The sequence below is a fragment of the Paenibacillus sp. J14 genome, assembly GCF_000518465.1.
In the GTDB taxonomy this organism is placed as follows: Bacteria; Bacillota; Bacilli; order Paenibacillales; family Paenibacillaceae; genus Fontibacillus; species Fontibacillus barengoltzii.
On sequence record NZ_JADQ01000067.1, the window covers coordinates 1 to 21343 of the forward strand.

Annotated in this window: 21 protein-coding genes and 1 pseudogene; 17 read left to right on the forward strand and 5 right to left on the reverse strand. The window is 50.8% G+C overall.

Translation table 11 applies throughout. The features are described from left to right. Positions 1 to 187 (reverse strand): annotated as a pseudogene (locus M891_RS25910) (DDE-type integrase/transposase/recombinase); the annotation flags it as partial. A gap of 401 nt (positions 188 to 588) precedes the next feature. Between M891_RS25910 and infC the strand changes: the two are divergent. From infC to M891_RS0119610, 8 genes are all read left to right on the forward strand, one after another. Further along, complete coding sequence (infC, locus tag M891_RS0119575) at positions 589 to 1083, forward strand: translation initiation factor IF-3 (RefSeq protein ID WP_009226729.1); 495 nt, start codon at positions 589 to 591, stop codon at positions 1081 to 1083. An 87-nt stretch (positions 1084 to 1170) separates the two neighbouring features. After that, positions 1171 to 1371 carry a 50S ribosomal protein L35 gene (gene rpmI, locus M891_RS0119580; protein WP_009226728.1) on the forward strand — a complete coding sequence of 67 codons (201 nt, stop codon included), beginning with the start codon at positions 1171 to 1173 and terminating at the stop codon, positions 1369 to 1371. Between the two features lie 44 nt (positions 1372 to 1415). Next, a complete protein-coding gene (gene rplT / locus M891_RS0119585; protein WP_009226727.1) occupies positions 1416 to 1775 on the forward strand; it encodes a 50S ribosomal protein L20 in 360 nt (119 codons plus the stop codon). A gap of 508 nt (positions 1776 to 2283) precedes the next feature. Further along, positions 2284 to 3369, forward strand: coding sequence for a BMP family lipoprotein (locus M891_RS0119590; protein WP_028539989.1), 1086 nt, complete (start codon positions 2284 to 2286; stop codon positions 3367 to 3369). Positions 3370 to 3496: 127 nt separating this feature from the next. Then, positions 3497 to 5035: an ABC transporter ATP-binding protein gene (locus M891_RS0119595; RefSeq protein WP_028539990.1), complete on the forward strand. Its 1539-nt coding sequence runs from the start codon at positions 3497 to 3499 to the stop codon at positions 5033 to 5035. Continuing rightward, entirely contained in the window at positions 5028 to 6101 is a 1074-nt protein-coding gene (locus tag M891_RS0119600) for an ABC transporter permease (protein WP_016312989.1), read from the forward strand. Before M891_RS0119595 ends, M891_RS0119600 begins: the two co-directional genes overlap by 8 nt. A gap of 1 nt (position 6102) precedes the next feature. Then, positions 6103 to 7062 carry an ABC transporter permease gene (locus M891_RS0119605; protein ID WP_016312988.1) on the forward strand — a complete coding sequence of 320 codons (960 nt, stop codon included), beginning with the start codon at positions 6103 to 6105 and terminating at the stop codon, positions 7060 to 7062. Positions 7063 to 7272: 210 nt separating this feature from the next. Further along, on the forward strand, positions 7273 to 7584 hold the full coding sequence (locus M891_RS0119610) for a hypothetical protein (protein WP_016312987.1): 312 nt from the start codon (positions 7273 to 7275) through the stop codon (positions 7582 to 7584). A 5-nt stretch (positions 7585 to 7589) separates the two neighbouring features. Here the strand turns inward: M891_RS0119610 and M891_RS0119615 are convergent, their stop codons facing one another. After that, a complete protein-coding gene (locus M891_RS0119615; RefSeq protein ID WP_028539991.1) occupies positions 7590 to 8045 on the reverse strand; it encodes a GNAT family N-acetyltransferase in 456 nt (151 codons plus the stop codon). A gap of 616 nt (positions 8046 to 8661) precedes the next feature. Between M891_RS0119615 and ilvB the strand changes: the two genes are divergently transcribed. The 7 genes from ilvB (at position 8662) to M891_RS0119650 (ending at position 17128) form a co-directional block, all read left to right on the forward strand. Next, positions 8662 to 10407, forward strand: a complete 1746-nt coding sequence (gene ilvB / locus M891_RS0119620) for a biosynthetic-type acetolactate synthase large subunit (protein ID WP_016312985.1) — start codon at positions 8662 to 8664, stop codon at positions 10405 to 10407. Further along, a complete protein-coding gene (ilvN, locus tag M891_RS0119625) occupies positions 10404 to 10892 on the forward strand; it encodes an acetolactate synthase small subunit (RefSeq protein WP_016312984.1) in 489 nt (162 codons plus the stop codon). The genes ilvB and ilvN overlap by 4 nt, the downstream gene beginning before the upstream one ends. Positions 10893 to 11131: 239 nt before the next feature. Then, positions 11132 to 12124, forward strand: a complete 993-nt coding sequence (ilvC, locus tag M891_RS0119630) for a ketol-acid reductoisomerase (protein WP_016312983.1) — start codon at positions 11132 to 11134, stop codon at positions 12122 to 12124. 112 nt (positions 12125 to 12236) lie between these two features. After that, positions 12237 to 13769 (forward strand): 2-isopropylmalate synthase, encoded by a 1533-nt coding sequence (locus M891_RS0119635; RefSeq protein ID WP_016312982.1) that lies wholly within the window; start codon positions 12237 to 12239, stop codon positions 13767 to 13769. Between the two features lie 169 nt (positions 13770 to 13938). Further along, the gene (gene leuB, locus M891_RS0119640) at positions 13939 to 15018 is read left to right on the forward strand and encodes a 3-isopropylmalate dehydrogenase (protein WP_028539993.1); all 1080 of its coding nucleotides are present in this window, start codon (positions 13939 to 13941) and stop codon (positions 15016 to 15018) included. Between the two features lie 276 nt (positions 15019 to 15294). Further along, entirely contained in the window at positions 15295 to 15705 is a 411-nt protein-coding gene (locus tag M891_RS0119645) for a hypothetical protein (RefSeq protein ID WP_009226715.1), read from the forward strand. A gap of 316 nt (positions 15706 to 16021) precedes the next feature. After that, positions 16022 to 17128: an ATP-binding protein gene (locus tag M891_RS0119650; protein ID WP_028539994.1), complete on the forward strand. Its 1107-nt coding sequence runs from the start codon at positions 16022 to 16024 to the stop codon at positions 17126 to 17128. 1 nt (position 17129) lies between these two features. Here M891_RS0119650 and M891_RS24730 read toward each other — a convergent pair whose 3' ends face one another. The 3 genes from M891_RS24730 to M891_RS0119665 are packed head-to-tail and all read right to left on the reverse strand — an operon-like array spanning position 17130 to position 19615. Next, positions 17130 to 17312, reverse strand: a complete 183-nt coding sequence (locus M891_RS24730) for a FeoB-associated Cys-rich membrane protein (RefSeq protein ID WP_051417128.1) — start codon at positions 17310 to 17312, stop codon at positions 17130 to 17132. A 33-nt stretch (positions 17313 to 17345) separates the two neighbouring features. Further along, on the reverse strand, positions 17346 to 19376 hold the full coding sequence (gene feoB / locus M891_RS0119660; protein WP_028539995.1) for a ferrous iron transport protein B: 2031 nt from the start codon (positions 19374 to 19376) through the stop codon (positions 17346 to 17348). Further along, positions 19373 to 19615, reverse strand: a complete 243-nt coding sequence (locus tag M891_RS0119665) for a FeoA family protein (protein WP_084628938.1) — start codon at positions 19613 to 19615, stop codon at positions 19373 to 19375. Before M891_RS0119665 ends, feoB begins: the two co-directional genes overlap by 4 nt. A 438-nt stretch (positions 19616 to 20053) precedes the next feature. Between M891_RS0119665 and M891_RS0119670 the strand changes: the two genes are divergently transcribed. Both M891_RS0119670 and M891_RS25075 read left to right on the forward strand, forming a co-directional pair. Continuing rightward, positions 20054 to 21022 (forward strand): aldolase catalytic domain-containing protein, encoded by a 969-nt coding sequence (locus M891_RS0119670; RefSeq protein ID WP_016312976.1) that lies wholly within the window; start codon positions 20054 to 20056, stop codon positions 21020 to 21022. Positions 21023 to 21201: 179 nt separating this feature from the next. Continuing rightward, on the forward strand, positions 21202 to 21343 hold a 142-nt coding region (locus M891_RS25075; protein WP_028539997.1), incomplete at its 3' end, for a transposase.

Sequence of the window (21343 nt, forward strand, 5' to 3'; positions counted from 1 at the left end):
CTTCCCAAACGCGCTCAATGACGGGCATCGCCTCCTGGTAAGCTAATGGCCGATTACGTTTCGATTTCGCTGGTGTCAGCGCAGGAGGGTTCGTGAGAGCGCGGATAGCATGCTTCCGATGGCACCCCAGCACCTTCACGGCGTTGTCAAGGATTGCAGATTTCTCATTTCGCGATTTCGCTCTCATGTATTGATCAGCCAAGGTACGGATTACTTCACGTCGTGTTTTCATGCTCAGTTTCAAAACACATCCCTTCGGTAACATTTCGATGTGAGTGAACCGATGCCTCTTTAGTAACATTTTAACTGAGTGATCGCGGGATCTTGACTTGGTAAATTGCACATGGTATAGTATTTGAGGTTGCAAGATATTTTTGGATTGCAAGCAGAGGCCCCGGCTTCTCACCTGACCGACGCACGTGTTGGCTGGTTTTGATCCGTTCATTTATGAATGCTTATGTTCATGAAGAATTGACGATCAATGAGGGATGCGGGTATTGGGCCTGCATCCTTTTTATGTGTGTGAGTACAGGGTCCGAGTCATTACTTAAGACCATTTGGAGGTGGAGGATTATCAGTAAGGAACATTTGATCAATGAAGAGATTCGTGCGAAAGAGGTCCGTCTGGTAGGTGCTGAAGGCGAACAAATCGGCATCAAGCCGCTGCGCGAAGCGTTGCAGATGGCGATGGACCTGAATCTGGATCTGGTGAACGTTGCGCCGACTGCCAAGCCGCCGGTATGCCGGATTATGGACTATGGCAAGTTCCGTTACGAGCAGCAGAAGAAAGAGAAGGAAGCCCGCAAGAATCAGAAAATTGTGGACATCAAGGAAGTGTGGTTCCGCGCGAATATCGAGGAACACGACTTCCAAACGAAACTTCGCAATGTGATCAAATTTTTGAAAGATGGCGACAAGGTTAAGTGCTCGGTTCGCTTCCGCGGACGGGAAATTACCCATGCCGACATCGGGAAGAAAATTCTCGACCGCGTCAAAGATGAGGTTGCGGAAATCTCGAATGTTGAACGAGTTCCGAAGCTGGAAGGACGCAGTATGATCATGATCCTGGCACCGAAAAACTAATCGTTTGTTTTCTATATATGATCGTTCCGAATGCGGAATGACCTGAAAGAGAAAACGGGCGTTCACAAACTTTGAGGGGGAAGTACAATGCCTAAAATGAAAACCCACAGCAGCCTGAAAGGCCGCTTCAAAATTACCGGATCCGGTAAAGTTAGACGTTACAAAGCGAACCGCAATCACTTGCTGTCCCATAAGTCCAAACGTGCAAAACGTGTTTTGGCTAACAGCCCTGTTGCATACGCAGGTGACGTTCGCCGCATGAAGCAGCAACTGGCGAACCTGAAGTAGTATTCGAAGGAACAATTTACACAACTTATTGGGAGGTTTTTTAAATGGCAAGAGTAAAAGGCGGATTCGTCGTTCGTCGTCGTCATAAAAAAGTACTGAAGCTGGCTAAAGGTTATTTTGGTTCCAAACACCGCATTTTCAAAACTGCGAACGAGCAAGTGATGAAATCCTTGCTGTACGCTTACCGTGACCGCCGCGCGAAAAAACGCGACTTCCGCAAACTGTGGATCGTTCGTATTAATGCGGCAGCTCGCATGAACGGTTTGTCCTACAGCAAATTGATGCATGGCTTGAAGCTCGCTGACGTGAACATCAACCGCAAAATGCTGGCTGATCTCGCAGTGAACGACTTGAATGCCTTCAATTCTTTGGCAGCTGTTGCTAAAGAGAAAATCAACGCGTAAAACTCAAACGATAAGGCGCTGTTTCCGGAACTTCCGGGACGGCGCTTTTTTTGGGGATCGAGCCGTCTGAGGGGAATTACATAGACTGGAGCCGTGTTGGTGTTTTCGGTGCGCTATTTCCTGGAAATCCATGGAATGTTCCCGGGGTAGGAGATTTTGCCTTCGCCAGAAAGCCTTGAGTTTAGGGCATGGAATTGTCGGAAATATGGAATGCTATAGAAGAACCGCACGACACGATTGTCAATCTTACAAACCTGGGTAATCACTAATGTTTGCTCGTGAATCAGGTGTGAATGTTCGGAAATCCCGCGGTTCACTGCATAATCTCACATGACGCGAACATTGGATGATAAATTTGTCGAAAGTAAGCGTTTTATTGAAAATAAAGGCGAAAATTATTTAACCCAAGGTTATTAAAAGTATGGATTTTAGAATATTTTACAGGTATAATCTGTCTGTGTGGTCAACTTAGACAAGACTCACAAAATTTTAAGGGGGATTAACCGCAATGAACAAAGCTTTCAAACTTTCTTTACTCTTGGTGCTCGCATTTACTCTGGTTTTGGCGGGATGCGGCAACAAAAATGCAGCAAACAACGGCGGAACAACTAATGCAGGGAATGCCGGAAATACAGCAGACAACACGCAAGCAGGCAATGGCGAAACGGCAACCGATGCATCGAAGATTAAAGTCGGTCTCGTTACTGACGTGGGCGGCGTAAACGACAAATCCTTTAACCAATCGGCATGGGAAGCTTTGACTGAGCTGAATAAAGAGACTGGTCTCCAAACCAAATATCTGCAAAGTAACCAAAGCTCTGACTATGTGCCAAACTTGAACCAGTTTGTACAAGGCGGTTATGACTTGACTTGGTCGATCGGTTTTGACCTTGGCGATGCAACATTGGAAGTTGCCCAAGCAAATCCAGATGCCAAACTGGCGATCATCGACAACGTGGTTGATGCTCCTAACGTAGAGTCCGTAACGTTCGCCGAAAACGAAGGTTCCTTCCTGGTCGGCGTTGTTGCAGGTCTGACGACAAAAACGAACAAAATCGGTTTTATCGGCGGTGCGGAAAGCCCGGTTATCAAACGCTTTGAAGTTGGTTTCCAAGCGGGTGTAGCTGCGGTTAACCCAGATGCCAAAGTAACCGTGACTTATGCAGGTGCTTATGACAAGCCGGATATCGGTAAATCCTTGGCAACTCAATTGTTTAACGATGGCGCCGACATTATCTTCCCGGCTGCAGGTCAAACGGGGAACGGCGTATTCAACGAAGCAGCGGCTCGTAACCAAGCCGGCGGTGCTAACAAACTGTGGGTTATCGGCGTAGACAAAGACCAATCGCTGGAATTCGGTGATGAAGTAACGCTGACTTCCATGATGAAACGCGTTGACGTTGCCGTTAAGAACGTAACGCAACAAGTGATCGACGGTACGTTCAAAGGCGGTCAAGTAACGAACCTGACGCTGAAAGAAGACGGCGTAGGTTTGCCGGAAGAGAATCCGAACCTGAGCCAAGAAATCTTGGACAAAGTCGAAGAATTCAAACAAAAAATCATCAATGGCGAAATTACGGTTCCTGCGGAGTAATCAGAAATTGCCAGAAGTTTACGTCCGTATGGACAGTGGAATATAATAAAATTATTCAAGCGAGCAAGGCCAGTGGATCTACTGGCCTTGTTGCTTGCGTTAATCCCATAATGGTGAGGGTGGTTTCATGAGCGCTGAAGCTCCCGTAGTCGAGTTGAAGCAAATCACAAAACGTTTTCCCGGTATCGTCGCGAACGATTCCATCAGCCTGACCTTACGCAAAGGTGAGATTCACGCCTTGCTAGGCGAGAACGGCGCGGGTAAATCAACGTTGATGAACATTTTATTTGGACTGTATCAACCGGATGAAGGCACTATCGAAATGAATGGCCAGCCGGTGACGATCGACAATCCCAACAAGGCAATCAAACTAGGCATTGGGATGGTGCACCAGCATTTTAAGCTAGTACATCCTTTTACGGTGACCGAGAATATCATTCTTGGCATGGAACCCAAAAAAGGACTTAATATCGACTATAAATCGGCGACCGCCCAAGTGGCGAAACTGTCGGAGCAGTACGCCCTGCAAGTTGATCCCAACGCGAAAATTCATGACATTTCTGTCGGGATGCAGCAGCGGGTCGAGATCTTGAAAATTCTGTTCCGCGGCGCAGATATCCTTATATTTGACGAGCCTACTGCTGTGCTGACGCCTCAGGAAATCGAAGAATTGATGGCGATTATGAGACGGCTGGTGGCAGAGGGCAAGTCCATCATCTTGATCACGCACAAATTGAAGGAAATTATGGAGATTTCCGACCGAGTGACCATTATTCGTCGGGGTAAAGTCATTGATACCGTTGAAACGGCAAAGACGAATCCGCAAGAACTGGCCGAGAAGATGGTGGGCCGGGGCGTAAGCTTCAAGGTTGATAAGAAAGAACCGAAAATTGGCGAGCCCGTCCTGCAGCTGAGAGATTTGAAAGCGAAGGACAAGCAGGGCATTCAGATCCTTAACGGACTGAACCTGGATGTGCGTGCCGGGGAAATCGTCGGCATTGCCGGGGTAGACGGCAACGGACAAAGTGAATTGATTGAGGCGATTACGGGCTTGCGGAAAATCGATTCTGGCTCCATCAAGCTGTCCGGCAAGGAAATTGCCAACCTTCCGGCGCGTAAGATTATCGAAAGCGGGTTGTCCCATATTCCTGAGGATCGTCATAAGCACGGACTGGTGCTGGACTTCTCCATCAGCGAGAACATGATCCTGGAGACCTATTACAAAGCGCCTTACAGCAAAGGCGGTCTCCTTAATCGGCGGGCGATCGACGAGCATGCCAAGCAGTTGGTTGAAGCGTTTGACGTGCGTACGCCAAGCATTGAGACGAAGGCGCGCTCCCTGTCCGGGGGGAACCAGCAGAAGGCAATTATTGCGCGGGAAATAGACAAGAATCCGGATTTGCTGATCGCTGCTCAACCGACACGGGGACTGGATGTCGGGGCGATCGAATTTGTTCACAAACAGCTGATTGAGCAGCGAGATCAAGGCAAAGCGGTGCTGTTGATCTCCTTCGAGCTGGATGAAATTATGAACGTATCCGATCGGATTGCCGTTATTTATGAAGGCCGGATCGTCGGGGAAGTGCTTCCGCACGAAACTAACGATCAGGAACTGGGTCTCATGATGGCGGGAAGCCTGGAACGGGGAGGTCAAAGCGTTGGATAAGCTGCGAAAAATATTTACCCTAGATAGCATTGTTTTACCGCTTGTAGCCATTGTACTTGGCTTATTAGTCGGAGCGGTGGTTATGCTGATCGGGGGATACAATCCGTTAGTGGCCTATGGTGCCTTAGTGCAAAGGGTTATAGGTAATCCATACGATTTCGGGGAAACGATCCGTCAAATTACCCCTTTGATGTTTACGGGGTTAGCGGTCGCTTTTGCCTTCCGCTCCGGGATGTTTAACATCGGTGCGGATGGACAAGTCTTGATCGGGATGACGGTGGCAACTGCGATATCGTTGTCTTTCAAGGGATTGCCATCGGCTATCCTCGTTCCCTTAGCAGTGATTGGCGGGGGGATCGGCGGTGGACTGTGGGCAGCCATTGCAGGTTACCTGAAAGCCAAACGAGGCATCAATGAGGTTATCACCACGATTATGTTGAACTGGACGGCGCTGTATTTTTCCAACTACATCATTCGCAATTTTTATCTGCTTAAGGGCCAAAACCGTTCGGAGAACATCGATGCGTCCGCTTCGATGACGTTCTTAAACGATGTGTTTAATAACGCACGGGTCCATTGGGGAACGGTAATTGCTTTGCTGACCGCCGTATTCTTCTTTGTGTACCTCTGGAAAACGAAGCAAGGCTATGAAATGCGTTCTGTAGGTCTGAACCCGAATGCGGCAGAATACGCCGGCATGAACGTTGGTCGCAACATCGTGAAAGCGATGTTTATCAGCGGTGTGTTCGCAGGTCTGGCTGGTACGTTTGAAGTACTGGGCGTGTTTCATTATCAATCGGTATTCGCCGCTTCTCCGGGATACGGGTTTGACGGCATCGCCGTGGCGCTGTTGGGCATGAACCATCCGTTTGGTGTAGTGCTCGGTTCGATCCTGTACGGCGTATTGACGTATGGTTCGGCCGGGATGAGCTTTAGCGCCGGTGTACCGCCGGAACTGATTAAGATCGTAATCGGTTCGATCATATTCTTTATTGCCGCTCAAGGCATTGTAAGAATCGTGCTGAAGCCGTTTTACCTGAAGCGCAAGAAAGAGAAGGTGTCGTAAGATGGACGTAATTACACTGCTTGGTCAATTGCTGAACTCCACCCTTGTCTTTTCCACGGCGTTGATATTTACAGCGCTTGGCGGGATCTTCTCCGAGCGTTCCGGCGTCGTTAACATCGGCTTGGAGGGGTTGATGATATTCGGGGCGTTTGCGGCTGGCGTAGGGACTTACTATGCCCAAGAAGCAGGGATGGGCAGCTTCTCGCCTTGGGTTGGCGTCATTGCGGCGATGGTAGCGGGGGCGCTTGGTGCGCTGATTCATGCCGTTGCGACGATTACGTTTAAGGCGGATCAGACGATCAGCGGGATCGTCATTAACTTCCTGGCAGCCGGTTTGACGGTGTACATCGTCAAATTGATTTTCGACGGAGCTGCTGAAACTCCGCTGGTTACCGTATTCCATAAGTTCCCGATCCCGGTGCTGCGTGATATCCCGATCATCGGGGAAGGCTTCTTTAACTCGTACCCAACGACGTATCTGGCGTTAATCCTCGTTGCGGTCATTTACTTCGTGTTGTTTAAAACGCCGTTTGGGCTGCGCCTGCGTTCGGTCGGCGAACATCCAAGTGCCGCGGACACGTTGGGCGTGAACGTGACCAAAATGCGTTATATCGGGGTACTGCTCAGCGGTGTACTAGGTGGGATTGGCGGCGCTACGATTACGCTGACGACCACCAGTACGTTTGCCCATAACACGATTTCCGGCCAAGGCTTTATTGCGATTGCGGCCATGATCTTCGGGAAATGGAACCCGCTGGGCGCCTTCGGTGCGGCGATGTTCTTTGGCTTCTCGCAGGCGATCCGCAACTACGTGCAGTTGTTCGATTGGTCGAGAAATATTCCGCAGGAATTTATCTTTATGATCCCTTACGTGCTGACGATTATCGTCCTCGTTGGTGCGGTGGGTAGATCCTCGGCACCAGCGGCGTTGGGGACACCATACGATCCTTCGAAACGATAAGCTACAAGCCCCAAAGGATGCTGACTATAGGTCAGCATCCTTTTTTGCTTGCTGGAGTTAGGAGCCCGTTTGTCAGGGGGCAAGGCGATGGTGTATGCCATGGTGGAGACAGGCGCATATGCTAAGGGTGTACACAAAATAGCCGAGTCAAACGGTTCGGCCAGAGCGGTTTTCACGGCTATAGGATCTAACCTGACAGGAGGAATTCGGATGGGCAGAACGGTTACGAGAAAAGAAGCCGAGAAATGGCTGGGCAAGCAGATCGCGGCTTATAAAAAAGACGGTACGGTGGTTACAGGGAAGCTGGTGAAAATCAGCGGCAATCGCTTGATCCTCCGCCAAGCTCCCGGCAAAAAAGTCAAAACCAAAGCGATCATCCCGCTTGTATTGTTTGATCTCTTAGCGATCGGCACCGCTCCATACGCCTTTGGCGGTTATCCGTACGGGGGAGTTCCGTATGGCGGCGGCGTACCTTACGGCGGCGTGCCGTACGGAGGGTATCCTTCCCCGTATTTCTGGTAAGCGGCTTAAGTGCGGCTGGGCAGTCTTTTTTCCAGCTCATAACATTGGGACAATGGGATGTAACGCTGAGTCCGATATCCCAATTTGCGGTAAAAGAGGTGGGCTCGGGTGTTATCCCGGTCCACCATTACTTTTGCGCGTTGACAACCCCGGGAGACGGCGAAGTTTTCCGCATGGGCCATTAATGTTTTGCCATGACGCTGCCGTTGATGTTCCGTTGCCACCGCCATCATATCGATATATAACAAATCGCCATAAATGAGAAAATGGATAAATGCGACAGGATCTGCTTCATAGGTTGGTGACGCAATCAGCGACACGCCGCGCGACAGCCGGACTGGAAGATCCTTGAAGACTGCTTCAATGTCCTGAGGAGGCATATGGGTGAAGGGGACAAGCTCCGTGCGGATGAGATCGTAGATGACGGGATCGTCCTGTTTCGGTCTTCTGTAACGAATCATACGCGAATCTCCTCCTAACCGTGCATAAGATTGGGCACTATCTTTTATCATATGAGGGAGAGGAGGGAAAGGGTTCCAGCCAAAAACTTTAATTGTTTAGGGTATTGACGTGCGGTGTAATCTAATCATATAATGTTCCTAAACATTTGAAGCATATCTTGCAAACGGCAATGAAGAGGACGAAGCTTTAAGGGCTCTTTGCTCAGAGAGTGGATGGATTTGCTGAGACCACCACCAAAATCCCTTAACTGCGAGCTCACCTCGGAGCTGTTTCCCTGAAAAGCTGCAAGCCATCCGCGGTGTCGCTTGCGACCAAGGCTTAGTAGGGGGAATCGTCTGGTCCGCGTTAGGGACCACGAGTAAGGTCGCTTAGGCTTTTACTCGTCAAGGCTTGGCACTGTGAGGTGCTAGGTAAAAATGGGTGGTACCACGGAGGATAAAACCTTTCGTCCCTCGGAGCAGGAAACTGTTCCGGCGGGCGGAAGGTTTTTTGTTTTTTAGGTTAAAGGGGTTAGAAAAACTTAGATCAAGGTTCAAAAAGTTAGGTTTGGAGCACCGAGATCCATCTCGTGATTGAAGATAACTTTTTGAACAATATTTGGAAGGAGGATGACTGATGAGCGCGCAAATTCCAGAGATGCGGTCTACAGAACAATTACGAGAGAAATGGATGAAACCGGAAGTCATTTCCGGTTCCGAAATCCTACTTCGCAGCTTACTTTTGGAAGGTGTCGAGTGCGTCTTTGGTTATCCGGGCGGAGCGGTGTTGTATATTTACGATGCGCTGTACGGATTTAAAGACTTCCATCACCTGCTCACGCGACATGAGCAGGGCGCCATCCATGCGGCAGACGGGTACGCTCGGGCTACCGGCAAAGTCGGCGTATGTATCGCCACCTCCGGTCCGGGAGCAACAAACACGGTGACGGGGATCGCCACTGCGTTTATGGATTCAGTTCCGCTGGTTGTGATTACAGGGAACGTCGTTTCCAGCCTGATCGGCACGGACGCGTTCCAAGAAGCAGATATTACCGGCATTACGATGCCGATTACGAAACACAGTTATCTGGTTCGGCGTGTAGAGGACTTGCCGCGAATTATTCACGAAGCATTCCACATCGCCAACACGGGACGCAAGGGACCGGTTTTGATCGACATTCCGAAGGACGTGTCCGCGAACAAAACGTTGTTCGAACCGGTTCAAACCATCAACCTGCGCGGTTATAACCCTACGGTGGTGCCAAATCGTTTGCAGCTGGACAAATTGGCTGCAGCGATCCAGGAAGCTGAACGTCCGGTCATTATTGCCGGGGGCGGCGTCGTTTACTCCGGCGGGCATGAGCAACTGTTCGAATTTGTAAATAAAACGCAAATTCCGATTACAACGACATTGCTTGGCTTAGGTGCTTTCCCGAGCGGCCACGAGCTGTGGATGGGAATGCCAGGGATGCACGGTACGTATACGGCCAACCAGTCGATTCAACAATCCGATCTGTTGATTAACATCGGGGCGCGGTTTGACGATCGGGTGACCGGCAAGCTGGACGGATTTGCCCCGCATGCCAAGGTGGCTCATATCGACATCGATCCTGCGGAGATCGGCAAGAACGTCCATGCAGACATCCCGATCGTAGGCGACGTCAAAACGGTGCTGGAAATGCTGAATCCTCTCGTGTCCCGGGCGGACAAAGCGGATGCTTGGAGAGCACAAGTCCAACGCCTGAAAGCCGAGAAGCCGTTGAAGTACAAGGACTCAGATACGGTACTGAAGCCGCAATGGGTGATCGAGATGCTGAATGAAACGACTGGCGGCGAAGCGATCATCACAACCGACGTTGGTCAACATCAAATGTGGACGGCGCAGTACTACAAATTTAATCAGCCTCGCTCTTGGATCACCTCGGGCGGACTCGGAACGATGGGCTTTGGCTTCCCTGCTGCGATTGGTGCCCAAATGGGACATCCCGATCGGCTGGTCATCTCGATCAACGGTGACGGCGGCATGCAAATGTGTGCTCAGGAGCTGGCGATCTGCGCGATTAACAACATTCCGGTCAAAGTCGTAGTGATCAATAACCAGGTGCTTGGCATGGTACGTCAATGGCAGGAAATAATCTATGACAATCGCTACAGCCATATCAATCTCGAAGGAAGTCCGGATTTCGTCAAACTGGCGGAAGCTTATGGCGTCAAGGGCCTGCGGGCAACGAACAAGGAAGAAGCCAGACGCGTATGGCAGGAAGCGCTCGACACGCCAGGACCGGTACTGGTGGAATTCGTGGTCAGCAAAGAGGAAAATGTATATCCGATGGTTACCCAAGGCTCCACCATTGATCAAATGTTGATGGGGGACAGTGAATGATGATGAAAAGCCATGCGATCTCTGTTTTAGTGAACGACCAGCCAGGTGTTCTGCAGCGCGTTGCCGGCCTCTTCGGACGGCGCGGTTTTAATATCGAAAGCATTACCGTGGGGCAATCCGAGGAAGCTGGATTGTCCCGGATGATCATCGTTACCAAAGGGGACGACAAAACGCTGGAGCAAATTGAGAAGCAGCTCTACAAACTGATCGACGTGATCAAGGTTGTGAATCTCAGCTCCAGACCGATGGTGGCACGGGAGCTCGCTTTGATTAAGGTCAAAGCAGAGCCGGCGGAGCGCCCGGAAATTATGGGGGTTGTCGAAACGTTCCGCGCTGCCGTCGTTGATATCGGAACGCACAGCATGATCGTCCAAGTTGTGGGCGACACTGAAAAAATCGATGCAATGATTGAACTGCTTCGTCCGTACGGGATCCGGGAGCTGTCGCGCACCGGTGTCACCGCCATGATCCGGGGGAACGCGTAAACTAGGCTCCACCCAGGCTCATTGACACTACAGTAGATTTGCCGCCGCGTGCGGCTTCACCTCTCCGCTCGCTGCCGAGCGGGTGTTTGAGGGGATCGATTAAGCCAAAAGTTCACTTTACTGCTTCAAGGCGTCGGTCCATTGAAATACCCGCTCGTTACAGGCGGAGGAAACCATATTATACTTATAAATCAAGGGCACAGCTTGACTGTCCCGCAAATCTTAGGAGGGCATAAGAAATGGCAGTTACTTTGTACTATGAACAAGATGCAGATCTCAGCGTATTGAAAGGAAAAACCATTGCTATCATCGGTTACGGCAGCCAAGGACATGCCCATGCGCAAAACCTGCGCGAAAGCGGACTGAATGTCATCATCGGCCTGCGTGAAGGCAAATCCTTCAACAAAGCGAAGGAAGACGGTTTTGAAGTGTTGTCCGTTGCAGAAGCAACTAAACGTGCAGACGTTGTGCAAATCCTGATGCCGGACGAAACTCAAGCTGCGGTTTACAACAGCGAAATCGCGCCTAACCTGAAAAAAGGCGCTGCATTGTTGTTCGCTCACGGCTTTAACGTACATTTTGGCCAAATCGTACCTTCCCCGGACAATGACGTATTGCTCGTTGCTCCGAAATCCCCAGGTCATATGGTTCGTCGTACTTATGTTGAAGGCTTCGGCGTTCCTGGCTTGATCGCGATCCACCAAGACGCTACCGGCAAAGCAAAAGAAATCGGCCTGGCTTATGCAAAAGGGATCGGCTGTACACGTGCAGGGGTTATCGAAACTTCGTTCCGTGAAGAAACCGAAACCGATCTGTTCGGCGAACAAGCCGTATTGTGCGGCGGTGTATCTGCCTTGATCAAAGCTGGCTTCGAGACGCTGGTGGAAGCTGGTTATGCTCCAGAAATGGCGTACTTCGAGTGCTTGCACGAAATGAAGCTGATTGTCGACCTGATTTATGAAGGCGGCTTGGCGACGATGCGTGATTCCATCTCCAACACGGCGGAATACGGCGACTATGTCACTGGCCCGCGTATTGTGACGGAAGAAACGAAGAAAGCGATGAAAGAAGTGCTTGCTGATATCCAGCAAGGGAAATTCGCCCGCGACTTCATCCTGGAAAACCAATCCAACCGTGCGTTCCTTACGGCAACTCGCCGCAACGAAGCGAACCATCCGATCGAAGTGGTCGGCAAAGAGCTGCGCGGCTTGATGCACTGGATCAAGAAATAAGCGGTATACCGTTCCTATTGCAAATCGTAAGATAGGTATTAACCTGAATATCCAATGCGGCCGTGCCTAATGCGTGAGCCGCATTGGAGCTTTTTCGGAGGAGGTGCATGGCATGCGCAAAATCTACATTTTTGATACGACGCTTCGGGATGGGGAGCAGTCTCCCGGAGTCAACCTGAATACTCGCGAAAAGCTGGAGATCGCCTATCAGCTGGAGAAGCTGGGCGTCGACCGGATTGAAGCGGGCTTCCCTGCAGCTTCGCCCGGGGATTTGGCAGCCGTGAACGCCGTGGCGCGTGCAGTTAAAAAGTCGACGGTAATCGGCTTGTCGCGTTCGCGCACCCAGGATATCGATGCGGTTCGCGAAGCGCTGCAAGGAGCGGAAGACCCTTGTATTCACTTGTTTCTGGCCACCAGCCCGATCCACCGGCAATATAAGCTGAAGATGAGCAAGGAACAAGTCCTGGAAACCGCGCAAGCGGCACTTCGCTATGCGAGCAAGTACTTTTCGAAAATCGAATTCTCCTGCGAGGATGCAGGCCGGACCGAACTGGATTTCCTCTGCGAGATGACGGCGATGGCGATCCGCGAAGGCGCATCGGTGGTCAATATCCCTGACACGGTCGGATATTTGTATCCGGAAGAATACGGCAACATCTTCCGTACGCTGAAGGAGAAGGTGCCTGGGATTGAGAAAATCCAACTGAGCGCCCATTGTCATGATGATTTAGGCTTGGCAACGGCGAACTCGCTGGCGGCGATCCTCGGCGGTGCCGACCAAATCGAAGGAACGATCAACGGGATCGGGGAACGGGCCGGCAATACCGCGCTGGAAGAAGTAGCGCTGGCGCTGGAAACCCGGTTTGATTTCTTCGGTGCCAAGACCACGCTGGAACTGTCGGAAATCGCCCGTACGAGCCGACTTGTCAGCCGCTTGACGGGGATGGTCGTGCCGGGCAACAAGGCGATTGTGGGCGCCAATGCGTTTGCCCATGAATCCGGCATCCACCAAGACGGTATGCTGAAGGAGAAAACGACTTACGAGATCATGTCCCCGGAAACGATTGGGCTCAAGGAGAGCAAGCTGGTGCTGGGCAAGCATTCTGGCCGCCACGCATTCCGCGAGAAGCTGGTCGATATGGGGTATACCTTGGACGACGAGCGGTTAAATGAAGCTTTCGCCAAATTCAAGGCGCTCGCCGATAAGAAGAAGGAGATCACTGACGAAGACCTGCTGGCGATCGTTGAGGAGAAGCTGGTCGATACGCCGGAGGAATTCCGCCTTGAGACGATCTTTGTCTCTTACGGCAACGAGGCTACACCTGCAGCGAAGGTACGGCTCGTTACTCTTGGCGGCGACATTATCGAGAAGGAAGCCGAAGGCAACGGTTCGGTTGATGCGATCTATAATGCCATCGATCTGGCTTCCGGCGAGGAAGTCAAACTGGCGGACTATTCAATCAAGTCCGTTAGCCAAGGCAAGGATGCCCAAGGCGAAGTACATGTCGTGCTGACGCAAAACGGTATTTCAGTACAAGGCCGCGGCATTAGCACCGACATTTTGGAAGCGAGCGCTCGCGCCTATGTCGATGCCATTAATCGGTTGATTGAGAAGCGAAAAAGCCACTCTACGATTCGGGCTTAACTAATACGCGGATGTGCGGATACAGCGGAGTTGATTCATGCAGCTTCGCTGTTTTTTTGATGACTTATAGTTAAAACCTATGACCTTAATAGATTCTATATCTTTGTCTATCCTTACCCGGTGTGTTACAACTGAAGAAGAGGATGTTCACGAAAGGGAGCTGGAAGCAATGGCAGAAGTCAAGAAAATCGCGGTCATCGCGGGTGACGGCATCGGGCCGGAAGTGGTGGCTGAAGCGGAGAAAGTGTTGAAACGGACAGAGGAGCTGTTCGGATACCAGTTTGAAACGGAGCATGCGTTGTTCGGCGGGATCGCCATCGACGAGAAAGGAACGCCGCTTCCACAAGAGACGCTGGAGATTTGTCAAAAGGCTGACGCTGTCCTGCTCGGGGCTGTAGGCGGTCCAAAATGGGATAACAATCCGAAGGAGCTGCGCCCAGAAACCGGCCTGCTCGGTATTCGTAAAGCGCTCGGCTTGTTCTCGAACCTGCGTCCGGCGGTGGTATTCGATTGCCTGAAGGACGCTTCGACGCTGAAACCGGAAGTGCTTGAAGGGACGGACCTTATCGTTGTACGTGAGCTGACCGGCGGCATCTATTTCGGTGAGAAATACCGCCGCGATACAGAGCAAGGTCAAGAAGCCGTGGATACGTGTGCGTATAACGTGAACGAAGTGGAGCGGATCGTTCGCCAAGCGTTTGAGATTGCCCAGAAGCGCCGGAAGAAGCTGGCTTCGGTAGATAAGGCCAACGTGCTGGAAACGTCGCGGTTGTGGCGTGAAGTCGTGAACCGGATCGCACCGGAATATCCGGACGTTGAGCTGGAGCATGTCCTGGTGGATAACTGCGCGATGCAGCTGCTGCGCCGCCCTGCCAGCTTCGACGTGATCGTAACGGAAAATATGTTTGGCGACATTTTGAGCGATGAAGCGGCTATGTTGACTGGCTCGATTGGGATGTTGTCCTCCGCTTCCTTGGGCGAAGGCAGCTTTGGGCTGTATGAGCCTGTTCACGGTTCGGCCCCGGACATCGCAGGCCAAAACCTGGCCAACCCAATTGCGACAATCTTGTCCGTTGCGCTGATGTTCCGCTTAACGTTTGGTTACGCGGATGCGGCTGACGCGATCGAAGCCGCTGTCACCGACGTGCTGAATGCCGGACATCGTACTGGCGACATCGCCGTTGATAAGAGCAAAGCAATTGGAACTAAGGAAATGGGCGATCTGATCGTTGCTGCAATGAAGAAATAAATGTATCTGCATGGGGCCGTGGAATTGACTTTCGGAATGGCCGATGTTACCATGTGGGAAGAAATAAGAAGAAAGACCCCCTGTTTGAGCTTGGCTCAAATCGGGGGTTTTTTGCCCAGAAGCTTTCTCCGGCGGAGGATTGACTTAAGCTCCCAGGATTTACAATCCACACGCAGGAATTTGAAGCAAGCTTCACGAATAAATTATAGGAAAATCCCGGCTTCAGGGAGAGCCAGGAAGAGGAAATGAACCAAACGCGGGAAAGGGTGAAGGGGAATGAGCTTTTGCTGCGGAGCCAGCATGCTGGGAACGAAGGGCACCTTAAAGCATTATCGCACGCAGGTACATAATGTGCCCCTGTTATTTTGCCCGGTATGCCACCGGGTTGAGGTTCATTATAAAGTCGAGAATGAATACGAAATCCTGGCCGAATACGCGCATGGTGACGGTGTCGCGGAAATTGATTTTCAGGATTTTGTGATGGAGGACGATGACTCCATTTTCGGAAATTGCGTTAATCGGGAAGATGAAGATCCCTTGGCTATCGTACAGAGTCAAATCGATATTTCGCTGGACCTCATGTCCGTTGCCAAACAAATCGGCGATGAGAAATGGACGGAAGAGCTGAAGAAGAGGCTGGCGGTCATGAGCCGTCGTCGAGCGCGGTTACTGCATAACAATCGTTAATTCCTAGAAATAGTCTTCCAGAAGGGAGACTATTTGTATTTTTTAGGACTTAGGTCGTCGTTTTGCGTTGATCCCACTTTTTTCGACAGTTTCTCTGATTGACGGTATTTGGAAAACATGACTATGATTGAAACAGGTGGCTTTTGACTTATCGGAATTAAAAATGGACAAGTATGGCATCGCCCGGTGCGAAATAGACATAGATCGCATGGTAAGGTTGAGGTGAGTGCACCGCTTCAGGGTAGTTCTTCTAGGTAGTGATGGTATGTTGTCTTGTAAGGCAAAGTACATCATCTGAATAAAGGGGGAACCAAGCTTGTTGAGTGAATTTCAAGAGACATTGCTCCAGTCCGTCAAAGCATACCAATCGACCCAACTCGTAAAAAACAAGTATGAGAACGTACTCCAACACCTGGACAGCGGAATCATGCTGTTTGACTGTGATGGGGTTCTAACCTTTATCAATGTACAGATGGCCAAACTGCTTGAAATGCCGCGCCAATCCCTGATTGGCTGTAATTTATTACAGCTGCTGCGGCATCCACATCTCAACCAATTTAAGAAGCGTAAGATCTTGCGTATTTACCGGGAGACCATCTTCCACCGCAAAAAGTACCATGAGTTAATTGACGAATACGGCAGACATTGGTTGATTACCGTTACTTATGGGGATCAGATGGATGGGGATTTTCTGCTCAGCGTCAAGGATGTATCTGATTTTAAACGGATCGAACAAACGGCTTATCAGAACGACAAGCTGGCGATGCTTGGGAAAATTTCTGCTGCAATCGCGCATGAAATTAGGAATCCGCTTACAGCGATTCGCGGGTTCATTCAATTGCTGCGGCCGCATTTGATGCAACTAGGCAAAGACGAGTACGCGCGGATTATCTTAACGGAAATCGACCGGGCGAACGATATCATCCACGAGTTTCTGAATTCATCGAAGCCTTCGGCTCCGCAGAAATCGACGGTCAACGTGTCTTCCTTGTTGAAGGAGGTTGTTCTGCTTACGGAGAGCGAGGCGTTGATGAAGGGATGCCAAATGATCCTTCACGAGCCCAGCGAGGAGCTGCTCGTCTCCATCGATGTGAAGCAGATCAAGCAGGTGCTCTTGAACATTATCGAAAATGCGATGGATGCCATCGCCGAAGTAGGCGGCGACCACCAAGGGGTGATCGATATCCGTGCAGAGAAGGAAGGCAAATCGGTCTGCATTTCCATACAAGATAACGGCGGCGGAATGGACAAGGGGCTGCTAAGCCGCTTGTTTGATCCGTTTTTTACAACAAAAGAGAAGGGGACGGGATTGGGATTGTCGGTGAGTTACCGGATTATCCGGAACCATCGGGGGAACATTTCCGTGGACAGTTTAAAAGGAGCGGGAACGATCTTTACGATTTCGCTCCCGCTGGTATCCTAAATTAATCTTTAGGGCCTTCGGCCGAAGATGGCGAAGAGGACGCCGCGTACTTCCCGCAAGCCGCAGAACAAGACTTCTGCTGCGAGCAGGAGGCGCAGGCGCCTTTTTTGCTTTTCTTGAAGCCGCGGTATAACGCAAAGCCAGCATATCCAAAAATAACGGTAAGGATGAGAATATCGGCCATTACAAGCAGCTCCTTTCGTTTATCGAAATTGTCTTAAGCCAGTCCGAGTCCTAGCCGCCATCCGATCTGATAGATCAAGAAAGCCACAAGGTAAGCCAGTGCCAGTGAATAGCCGACCGCAAATAACGTCCACTTCCAGGAAGCTGTTTCTTTGCGAAGAACCCCAACTGTTGCAAGGCAAGGGGTGTAGAGCAGAACGAAGGCCATAAAGCTGTAGGCCTGCAGCCCGGTGAAGGATGCGGCAATTTGGCCTTGGAGTCCGGCCATATCAGGCACATGATAAATAATGTTCATCGTGGATACCACGACTTCCTTCGCCATAAACCCGGTAATCAGGGCGGCCCCAGATTGCCAAGTGCCGAAGCCTAGCGGCTGCAGGACGGATGCGAATAAGCCGCCGATGGCTGCGAGGAAGCTGTCGTCCATGTTGTCCGCCACACCGCCCGGACCAAGGTACGTAAGCAGCCAAATCAGCACAGAACCGCCAAGAATGAAGGTGCCGGCTTTGCGCAGGAAGCCTTTGCCTTTCTCCCAGGTGCTGCGGAACAAGGTGATGCTTTGCGGCATTCGATAAGGCGGCAGCTCGACGATAAAGTAGGAACGTTCGTTTTTGAACAGGAACAGCGAGAATAACTTGGCTAACCCAAGCGCCAACACGATGCCGAGCATATACAGAGAAAAGACGATCAGACCTTGCGATTCCGCGAAAAAGATCCCGGCAAACAACGCGTAAACCGGCAGCCGTGCGGAACAGGACATCAGCGGAATGAGCAGCATGGTCAGCCGCCGCTCCTTCGGTTGCTCGATGCTGCGGGAAGACATAATCGCCGGCACATTGCAGCCAAAGCCGAGGATAAATGGAATTAACGCTTTGCCGTTTAAACCGACGATTTCCATCAATTTATCCATCATGACGGTGATCCGAGCCATGTAACCGGAGTCTTCAATGAAGGAAATAATCAGGAACATGATAAAAATCTGCGGAATAAACACCAGTACACCGCCTACGCCGCCAATGATGCCGTCGATGATCAGCGCCTGCGTGAAGTCCGATGCCCCTATGCGGGTAAGAAGATTTTCTACACCGCTGGTTAGTGGTCCGCTGATGAACCCGTCCAGCAGATCGGAGAGCGGGTTGCCAAGCCAATCAAATGTCAACTGGAAAGTGAGGTACATGAAGACCATAAACAGCGGGATTCCGAGAAACGGGTGGGTGACAATATGATCGATCCGTTCGGTTACCGAGTGCGGTTTCTTCTGTGAGGCATCTACGGCTTCACTGCAAATGTTCTGAATCCGCTGGTCTCGCACGGAGCGGATATACGCTTCTGCGGAGGGAGCCAAACCGCTGGCGGCCAGCTTCACATCCGCTGCGGTCCGGATCTTCTGCAGTATGAGCAAGTTGGTCTGCGGCGGAAGTGTGGAGATGACTGCCGGGTTGTTCTCAAGTACCTGCATGGCGATCCAGCGTAAGGCCGGGCGATGATCCTCCCAGTCTGCTTCAAGCTCACGGGTGATCTCCTGAATGGCCTGCTCGATCACTTCACCATAATCCATCGTAAATTGCGGCGCTTGCGCCGATTCAGAAGATTGCTGCTCGATGACCTGCAGCACTTCTTCAGTTCCTTTACCTGTACGTGCAATCAGCGGAACAACAGGAACGCCCAGCAAGTCTGCCAGTTTCCCAGGGTCCACCTTCAACCCGCTGTTCTCGGCAACATCCATCATATTTAAGCCGATGATTACCGGTTTACCATATTCCAGCAGTTGCAGCGTTAGATACAGGTTACGCCCCAAGTTAGAGGCGTCTACAATATTGACTAAGACGGAAGGGGATTCGGAGGCCAGGTACTCGGCGGCAATCCCCTCATCCCGGGACAAAGGATGCAGGGTATAGATCCCCGGCAGGTCGGTGAGAAGCCCGGTTTTCCCCCGCAGGTGCCCGACTTTTTTCTCCACCGTTACGCCGGCCCAGTTGCCGACATACTCGTAAGAGCGGGTTAAGGCGTTAAACAGTGAGGTTTTTCCCGTGTTCGGGTTCCCGATCAGTGCCGCATTGTTCATGAGACCGCCACCTCGATGTGGGCCGCTTCCTTCTGACGGATGCCCAGCAGTTGTCCGGCGCATTCCAGCGTGACCGGACCGCCCCATAAGCAGTACCGTTTCACAACCACGCGGGATCCTTCCCGGATTCCTAGATCCGCAAGGCGCCGTTTCAGGATCGGGTCCATATTGCCAATTTGCGTGATGGCACAAGAGGTCCCGGGTTTCAAACCCAGCAGACAGCATCGGCAAGGGTGCATGAAAACTTCCTCCTTCTATTTTAAGATCATGAAATGCAAGGGATCGTCATGTTGGTAAGCCAAATAGGGCTGGAACATCGATTTGATTCAATGCTATTGAGAATCAATCTCAATTAAATTCACCAGTAATATAGCACGCACTGCTGGCCCATACTGTGATTTATTTCATAATCAAGAGTGATCCAAAGATGACTTTTCGAACAACCGATCTAATAGAAGCTCGAAAAGTCAGGTTTGAAGCACCGAGAAGGTTGAATGAAGCCAGGACTGAGGAGCGGAGCGTACGTTTTGGGTACGTGAGCACCGGAAGGCCTGGGTGAATTCAAGATTCGACGCCGAATGAAACTTCTTGAGTTACTTCGTGATCCAAAGATGACTTTTCGAACAACCTTTAGTAAGATGGATAGTAAAATGACACGATGGAGAGGAATATGCCAGATGAAAGCTAACAATTGCAAAATCGTCGACTGCACCATCCGTGATGGAGGACTGGTGAATAACTGGGACTTCAGCGTAGAATTTGTGCAAAAATTGTACGCAGGCCTGAATGAGGCGGGTGTGGATTATATGGAAATCGGCTACAAAAACTCGCCGAAGCTGTTGAAAGGCGCCGATGAAGCCGGTCCTTGGCGGTTTCTGGACGACGATTTCCTGCGCAAGGTAATTCCTCAAAAAGGAACGACGAAGCTATCCGCACTGGTCGATATCGGCCGGGTAGACGAAAATGATATTTTACCGCGCAGCGAAAGCGTGCTCGATTTAATTCGGGTGGCTTGCTACATTAAAGATGTGGACAAAGCTCTGCAGCTGGTACAGTTGTTCCATGATCGCGGCTACGAGACGACGTTGAATATTATGGCGTTGTCCAACGTGATGGAGCATGAACTGCTGGAAGCTTTTGAGATGATCAAGGATAGCGTCGTTGACGTTGTCTACATTGTTGATTCGTACGGAAGCCTCGATTATAAAGACATGGAGCATTTGGTCAACAAGTTCAAGACCCATTTGCCGGGCAAACGGCTGGGCGTTCATACCCATAACAACATGCAGTTGGCCTTTTCTAATACGTTGGTAGCTGCTGAAAATGGGGTTGAACTGCTGGACGCTTCCGTGTATGGCATGGGGCGCGCGGCTGGCAACTGTCCAACCGAGCTGCTTGTGACCCATCTGAAGGGGACGAACTACAAACTGCGCCCTGTACTAGAAGTGCTGGAGGAGCTCTTGATCCCGCTTCGCGAGAAGGAAGAGTGGGGGTACCTGATCCCTTACATGATCACGGGAACGCTTGATGAGCATCCGCGTTCCGCGATGGCGCTGCGGGCTTCAGACGACAAGGACAAAGTCGTCGATTTTTACGATAAACTGACGACGCCGGAAACAACGGTCCATCGTCCTAAAAAATCCTAAAAAGGTAAGCCCGGGCCTCGCGCCCGGGCTTTTATTATGGCTTTAGCCAGTTGAGCTCGNGAAGCGTGCGAAACAAAAAACCACCCGCTATGCGGGTGGAGGAACGAAGGTTTGACCAACTAGACCATTCCCATAAAATTGAGATGTTCAGGCTCAATAAAAGAAAGGAATGGTCTTAGATGGCAAACAAGAGCTATAGTTTAGCTCACACGAAGTGGATGTGCAAATACCATATCGTGTTCACCCCGAAGTATAGACGGAAAGAGATCTATAATCAAGTGAGGAGAGATTTGATCGAAATATTTAAGCGTCTGTGCAAAT